This window comes from Prosthecobacter sp. (assembly GCF_044373815.1).
Taxonomy (GTDB): Bacteria; Verrucomicrobiota; Verrucomicrobiia; order Verrucomicrobiales; family Verrucomicrobiaceae; genus Prosthecobacter.
Window position 1 is genome coordinate 1 of record NZ_JBIPNG010000406.1, and the last position, 6,167, is coordinate 6,167.

Annotated in this window: 6 protein-coding genes and 1 pseudogene; 3 read left to right on the forward strand and 4 right to left on the reverse strand. The window is 59.4% G+C overall.

Features of this window, described 5'->3' with window-relative positions:
* Window positions 1–568 (reverse strand): ABC transporter substrate-binding protein (locus ACIREA_RS24420; RefSeq protein ID WP_397384950.1); only part of this gene is annotated, 568 nt, incomplete at its 3' end.
* On the opposite strand from ACIREA_RS24420, the gene ACIREA_RS24425 reads away from it, so the two are divergent.
* Complete coding sequence (locus ACIREA_RS24425; RefSeq protein ID WP_397384951.1) at window positions 567–1,481, forward strand: LysR family transcriptional regulator; 915 nt, start codon at window positions 567–569, stop codon at window positions 1,479–1,481. The genes ACIREA_RS24420 and ACIREA_RS24425 overlap by 2 nt on opposite strands.
* Here ACIREA_RS24425 and ACIREA_RS24430 read toward each other — a convergent pair.
* Window positions 1,407–2,312, reverse strand: a complete 906-nt coding sequence (locus ACIREA_RS24430) for a hypothetical protein (protein ID WP_397384952.1) — start codon at window positions 2,310–2,312, stop codon at window positions 1,407–1,409. The two genes, ACIREA_RS24425 and ACIREA_RS24430, sit on opposite strands and share 75 nt — an antisense overlap.
* 32 nt (window positions 2,313–2,344) lie before the next feature.
* Window positions 2,345–3,547, reverse strand: a complete 1,203-nt coding sequence (locus ACIREA_RS24435; protein WP_397384953.1) for a magnesium transporter — start codon at window positions 3,545–3,547, stop codon at window positions 2,345–2,347.
* A 93-nt stretch (window positions 3,548–3,640) separates the two neighbouring features.
* Between ACIREA_RS24435 and ACIREA_RS24440 the strand changes: the two genes are divergently transcribed.
* Together ACIREA_RS24440 and ACIREA_RS24445 are read left to right on the forward strand one after the other, a co-directional pair.
* On the forward strand, window positions 3,641–4,630 hold the full coding sequence (locus ACIREA_RS24440; RefSeq protein ID WP_397384954.1) for a rhomboid family intramembrane serine protease: 990 nt from the start codon (window positions 3,641–3,643) through the stop codon (window positions 4,628–4,630).
* Window positions 4,631–4,864: 234 nt separating this feature from the next.
* On the forward strand, window positions 4,865–5,416 hold the full coding sequence (locus tag ACIREA_RS24445; RefSeq protein WP_397384955.1) for a cob(I)yrinic acid a,c-diamide adenosyltransferase: 552 nt from the start codon (window positions 4,865–4,867) through the stop codon (window positions 5,414–5,416).
* Between the two features lie 119 nt (window positions 5,417–5,535).
* Here the strand turns inward: ACIREA_RS24445 and ACIREA_RS24450 are convergent.
* Window positions 5,536–6,167 (reverse strand): annotated as a pseudogene (locus ACIREA_RS24450) (hypothetical protein); the annotation flags it as partial.

The following is a 6,167-nucleotide window of genomic DNA, read 5'->3' on the forward strand; positions in this document are numbered from 1 at the left end:
CAATGCCACCAGCCTGAAGCCACTGGCGAAGGAGAAAATTGTGGGAGGAGTAGCGTGACACCATCCCAAAGGTGAAGCGGCGGCTGAATGCGCTGCGGATGAGCTTTTTCAAGCTGGCGGCATCACGCACCCCGCGATTCCACAGATCCTTGCTGAGGGTGATTGCATTGCCATGCAAATTGAAGACAAAGGGAGCGACCACCCGGCATGGCGGGCCGCTGATTCCGAGACGCATGGCCAGCGCCAGACCTGCAATTGCGTGCACGGCATCCAGCTGGCCGTAGAGCAGCTTTTCCCGGATGGTGGCCCAGCCAACCTCACAGCTCAGCTCGACATGCACACCGTGTTTGCGGAAAAGGTCCATCTTCCTGGCCACCAGCAATGGAGCGCAATCAACCAGGGGAATGAACCCGATGCGGACAGGCTGAACGACCCCGGCTAAAGTGGATTTTGGAACTGTGGAGAGCTGCTGCATGCCCCGACATATCAGCACCAGACGAGCCACGTGCCAGAATTTCACCAGAAACAAAGCGCAATGTTTTTCAATAGATGTATGAATCGAATTCATGGATCAAGCCATCGACACCCGACAACTCCGCGCCTTCGTCCGTCTGGCACGCAGCGGCAGCTTCACGCAAACCGGACGCGAACTGCATCTCACGCAGAGCGCCGTCAGCCACGCCATCAAATCCCTGGAGACTGACCTCGGAATCCGGTTGTTTCACCGTCAGGGCAAGCACGTCCACCTCACGCATGCAGGCCGTGAACTGCTGCCACATGCGGAAACAATTCTGCAGTCCATGAGCCATGCACGGGCCGTGCTGGGCACGCTTGACCAGATGCCGCGTGGCAAATTGAAAATCGGCTGCACCACGGCGGCCGCTCAGTTCATTCTGCCCACCGTGCTGCGCGAGTTCAAGGAGTCCTTCCCGCTCTATGAGATCAAGGTCACCTGTGGCGAAACACCCGACACGGTCGAGCGACTGGTGAGCAACGAGATTGATCTCGCGGTCAGCCTGCGTCCGCTCGATGTCTCGCGCATGAACTGCCACGCCATCTTTGATGACGAGTTGGAGTTTCTCGTCTCGCCGCTGCACCGCTGGGCTCAGACGCGGCCAAAGCTGAAGGATGCGGCAAACGAGACCTTCATAGTTGCGAGCCGCAACAGCATGAACTTCTCGATGATTCAGGAATACTTTCTCAAGAACGGCGTGCGTCTGAGCTCCTTCATCGAACTGGGAAGCTCCGAGGCTACCGTGGAACTGGCCAAGCTGGGCATCGGCGTGGCGATTGCCGCACGCTGGATTGCACGTTCCGCGATCGAAGCCGGGCAGTTGATCGCACTGCCGCTGCCGAAAGCAAAGCTCAAACGCCGCTGGATTGTCTCCACCCTCAAAAACCGCCCGCTAAACCTGCCCGAGCGCACGTTCATCGGGCTTTGCGAGGAAGTGGGCCGGCGGATGAGCAACGACAATCTGTGAAAGCGCCGTGCAGACTTCGAGCAACCTCCGCCGAAGCTCCGCAGCCTGCGCCGCCAGCTCGCGCTGCTCGCGTTCATACCGGGTGCGCCCTTCCACCGTTTCGATTTTCACCGGTTCATAGCCGAGAGAACTTAGGTCATAAGGACTTGCACGCATGTCGAGATCCCGGCCCTTGAGCGCCAGCTCAAAACTCTCGCCGATCAAGTCGGAGCCAGTCCAGGGCCAGAGCTTGGAAGACCATTTGTACAGATCCATGTTCGCATGCAGGCAGGCCGCCTGCTCAAGGTCAGGACGAGAATCGAGCGTGGGTTGCAGCACATTCAAGGGCCGCGCATCAGGCGTAAAAAAACGAAACGCATCATAGTGTGAGCAGCACACGGGAAGAGACTCCACAAATGCGGCGAGCTCATTCGGTGGCAGACGCAGTTCATAGCCTTGATGCCGCACCTGCTGCACCGACTGATGATACACCATGGCCCACTCATGCAGTCCGAAGCAGGTGAACCTCCCTGCTCTGCCGAGGATGCGAGTGCAAAGCATGGCCACCCAGGCGGCGAATTCGCGTTCCCGCTGCATGAAGCGCCTCGCGTCCACATGCAGCAGCCCCTTTTCACAAAGGAACCGATCGCTTTGCAACCATGGGCACGCTTCGAGATCAGCGCTGGTGACTTCCAGGCCCACACTGTAGGGCGGCACCCACTGCTTGAGCTTCGCCGGCGCAAAGCTGTAGTAGGTGAAGAGAAAATCATGCACCGGATGTTTCGCGTCTCGACTGCGTCGGTCCACGAAAGCATCCGCGTGTGCAGCGACGCGCGCTGCATGCTCATGCATGCGCTGCCTCCACTCTTCCCTGCTCCAAATGATCATGGCACCAGCAGTGTCGCGAGTCCGAGAAAGGTGCCCATGCTGATCACATCCGTGGCGGTGGTGAGGAAGATGCTGGATGCGGTGGCTGGATCAGCGCCAAATTTTCTCAGCAGCAGTGGAATCAACGCGCCGCTCAGGCCGCTGACGACGCAGCTGAAAGTCATCGCGACCCACACCACAAACGCCAGCATGAGCGCGTTGGGATTGTGATTCATGCGTGCATAGATCCCCATGCCGATGCCGGCGGAGATACCAACGAGCATGCCATTGTACAAACCTAGCAAACCCTCCTTGATCACGAGACGGCGTTCATCTCCCGGTTTCAGATCACCCAGCGTCATGCCGCGCAAGGTCACCGCAAGCGCCTGGCATCCCGTATTGCCAGACTGTCCGGCAAGCACCGGCAGAAACGCGGCGAGCAGCACGAGGCGGCCGAGCGTCCCCTCAAACACCCCGACAACTGTCGCAGCGATGAAGCAGGTGACCAGATTGACCTGAAGCCATGGATGGCGGAAACGCAAACTGCGCAGCAGCGGTGTGGAGAGTCGCTCCTCCTTTTCCACCCCCACCATCGAGCCGACTTGGGCACTGATTTCGATGGCACGCGCCTCGAACAAGGTCTGCCCGCGCACCAAGCCCAGCAGGATGCCGTCTTTGCTGCACACAGGATAGACTGGATAGTGCTTGTTCACGACCATCTTCATCGCCTCGGTCAGCTCCATATTGGGATCGAGCTTGAAGGGATCTCGCACCATCACGTCCTTCAGCCTTGCGTCCGGCTCCGCGAGCATGAGATCGCGCATCACCAGCAGACCGAGCAAGCGCCCCTGTTCATCCGTGATATAACCGTAGGTGATAAAGGCCTTCTTCGCGAGCTTGCGCACCTCTTCAATGGTTTCGCGCGCGCTTGCGTCAGGGCGGAAGACCGCCACCGGCTCCTCCATCAACCAGCCGACACTGTCTTCGGGATGTTCGCGGTTGCTGGCCCACTGCCTGGCCTTTTGCAGAGGGACAAACGTCATGGCGGCAGTCCGCGGCTCATCCTGCATTTCCTCGAGCACGTGCTGAGCCACCATGGGGTTCAGCTGCTGCAGCACCTTGGCGGCGTCCTCGCCAGAGGCTTGCTCCAGCAGATCAGCGGCGTCATGCGCCCCACTTTGAGATACGGCGTCGAGCAGGGATTCAGAAGACGATTTCATACTGTAAGAAAAGCGTAACCGAAGCGTCGGCGCTTGTCATCGCCAACGCGAAAAAAACCTCGCACTGGGCGCGCAGACGGGCACATTCAGCCCATGTCCCTGTATGACCGCGACTATATGCGTGAAGGACCGCCACGTTCCGTTGCCGGAATGGTGCGGGAGTTTACGGCATTCCACGTAATCCTTGGGATCAATATCGCCGTGTTCGTCATGCAGTTCGTGTTTGAGACGGGCTGGGTCCGGCACCCCCTGACGGGGGAGATGTACATGCCCCTGGGCGGCGTGAGCGTGCACGAACTGATGCGTGGCAATGTCTGGACACTTTTCACCTATATGTTTGTGCATGGCAGTGTGGTGCACTTTGCCCTGAACATGATGATGCTGTGGTTCGCCGGGCGCGGGGTGCAGCAGCTGTTTGGCAGCCGCCATTTCACCCTGATCTACATTTTCTCCGGCGTCGTGGGAGCAGCCACGGAGATGGCCGTGAACGGCTTTGTGACAGGCGACATGACCACGCCGCTCGTGGGTGCCTCGGCGGCGGTTTTTGGTTTGCTCATGGCGCTGGCGGTGGTGATGCCGGATGAAAAAATCACGGCGTTCATCTACTTCATCATTCCCGTGCAGCTGCGCCTTTGGACCCTGGCCAAGGGCCTGTTCATCATCCAGCTGGTCTTTGGCTTGGCGGGCATCCTGTTTCATATCCTGCCCGAAGGGATGCAGATCGCTTACTTTGCCCACCTCGGCGGTGCTGCCCTGGGCTGGTTTTATGCACGCAGCCTCGGCTATGGCGGCAGACCACTGACCTACGCCAGTCAGTGGCAGCCGGCACCGTACCAGCAGCCACGCAAACCGGCCATGGCGCGCACGCGTGCACGGCCGACGAATGAACTCGAAATCGACACGGTTCCCCTGGCCACAAAGCGGCAGCCGGACTCGATGGAAGCGTGGATGGAGGAGGTGGTGAATCCTCTGCTGGATAAAATGAACCTGCACGGCAAAGACAGCCTCACTGCGGAGGAGCTGCTCACTTTGGAACGTGCCAGCCGGGAAGTGGATCGCCGCAGGCAGGCCAAAGGTGGCTGAAACAGCACCACGTCACATGCTACCCACACGTTCCTCACGCCTGGCCGCCTTGCTCCTGCTGGCCCTGCTGTTTGGCTGGACTGTGCGGTCCTGCCGTAAAGGAAAAACAACCAGCCTTCCGCCGCCAGCTCCCTCCATAGCGGCCCCGCCTCACGAAACACAACCCAGCAGTTTCCCTGACGAGTGATCGCTTTCAGCCGTCTTTTCCTCTTCTGAATTCGTAACTCTCTTCCCATGTCCATCGCCACCCGCAAAGGAGACCAAGGCCAGACCGATCTGCTGTTTGGCTGTCGTCTCGCCAAATCCCATCCTCGAGTCCATGCCCTTGGTGCGGTGGATGAACTGAACGCCGCCCTCGGCCCTCTGCGCATCGCCGCTGCACGCGAGGAGACGCAGCAAATTGTACCCAAGGTGCAGCGCTGGCTTATTGAACTCATGGGAGAGCTGGCCACACCACCCGGCGATGAAAGCCGCTATGCAGCCACCCATCCTGATCGCATTTCCACCTCGAACGTCGACTGGCTGGATGAGTGGGTGGCCAAGCTGGAGGCTGGTGGCGCGCTCAAGTTCAAAGGCTGGGCGCTGCCCGGCGAAGCCGGTGTGATGAGCGGTGCCTATGCGGATCTCGCCCGCGTCGCCTGCCGCCGTGCCGAGCGCAACGTCATCGACCTGCAAGGCACGGCCGATCATGTGCCCAATGAGGAGCTTATCCGCTTCCTCAACCGTTTGTCAGATGTGCTGTGGCTGCTGGCGCGGTGGGAGGAGCAAGTGAGTTCCGCATCCTAAAGCTACGGAGACTTGTCTGACAGCTTTGCCTCACCATTCACCAGCCGGGCTGCTAGCAGGCAAAAAAAACGGAGTGATGCATGGCATCACTCCGTGTTGGAACAGTCTGCTGCTTTAGCTTATTTCGGGGCTTCAGCCGCTGGCTTGGCAGGTGCTGCCGGTTTGTCTGGCGCAGATTTGGCGGGCTCTGCCAGCTTGTCTGCAGCTGGCTGGGCGGGTTTTGTGCCCGTGGCGGGATTGGCATCAGGAGCCGGGGCCGGCTTGAGTTCGGTCTTGGGAGCAGCAGGTAATGACACAGCAGGTGTGGTCGTGCTGATGGGAGGGGCGGGATTCGCAGCTGGAACAGCGGGAGCCGCAGAGCTGCTTGGACCGGCTGGAGGCTGGAGCATGTTCAGGCCGGGAATCATCTTCTTAATATCGGGCAGACCCGAAGGACTGGAACTGCCACCAGCGGCAGGAGGCTGCTGCTTCGCCGGAGAAGGTGCTGCGAGGATTTCAGAGCGCTTTTTCAAAAGGCTGCTGACGGTGTACTCCGTTACCTCATAGACCCAGCCTTCGAATCTCTTCTCGTTGGCAAGCTTCTCTTCCAGCTTCTTCTTTTCTTCGGCGAAAGCTTCGTCGTTTTTCTTTTTGTCTTCAGGTTTTTCGTCCTTCACGGCGGCTCGCTCCTTGGGAAGTTCGGCACTGACACTCATGGTGAGGTAGTATTTGTCTCCCTCCCCCTGCCCTGCCTGCTTCACTGCCTGGATGT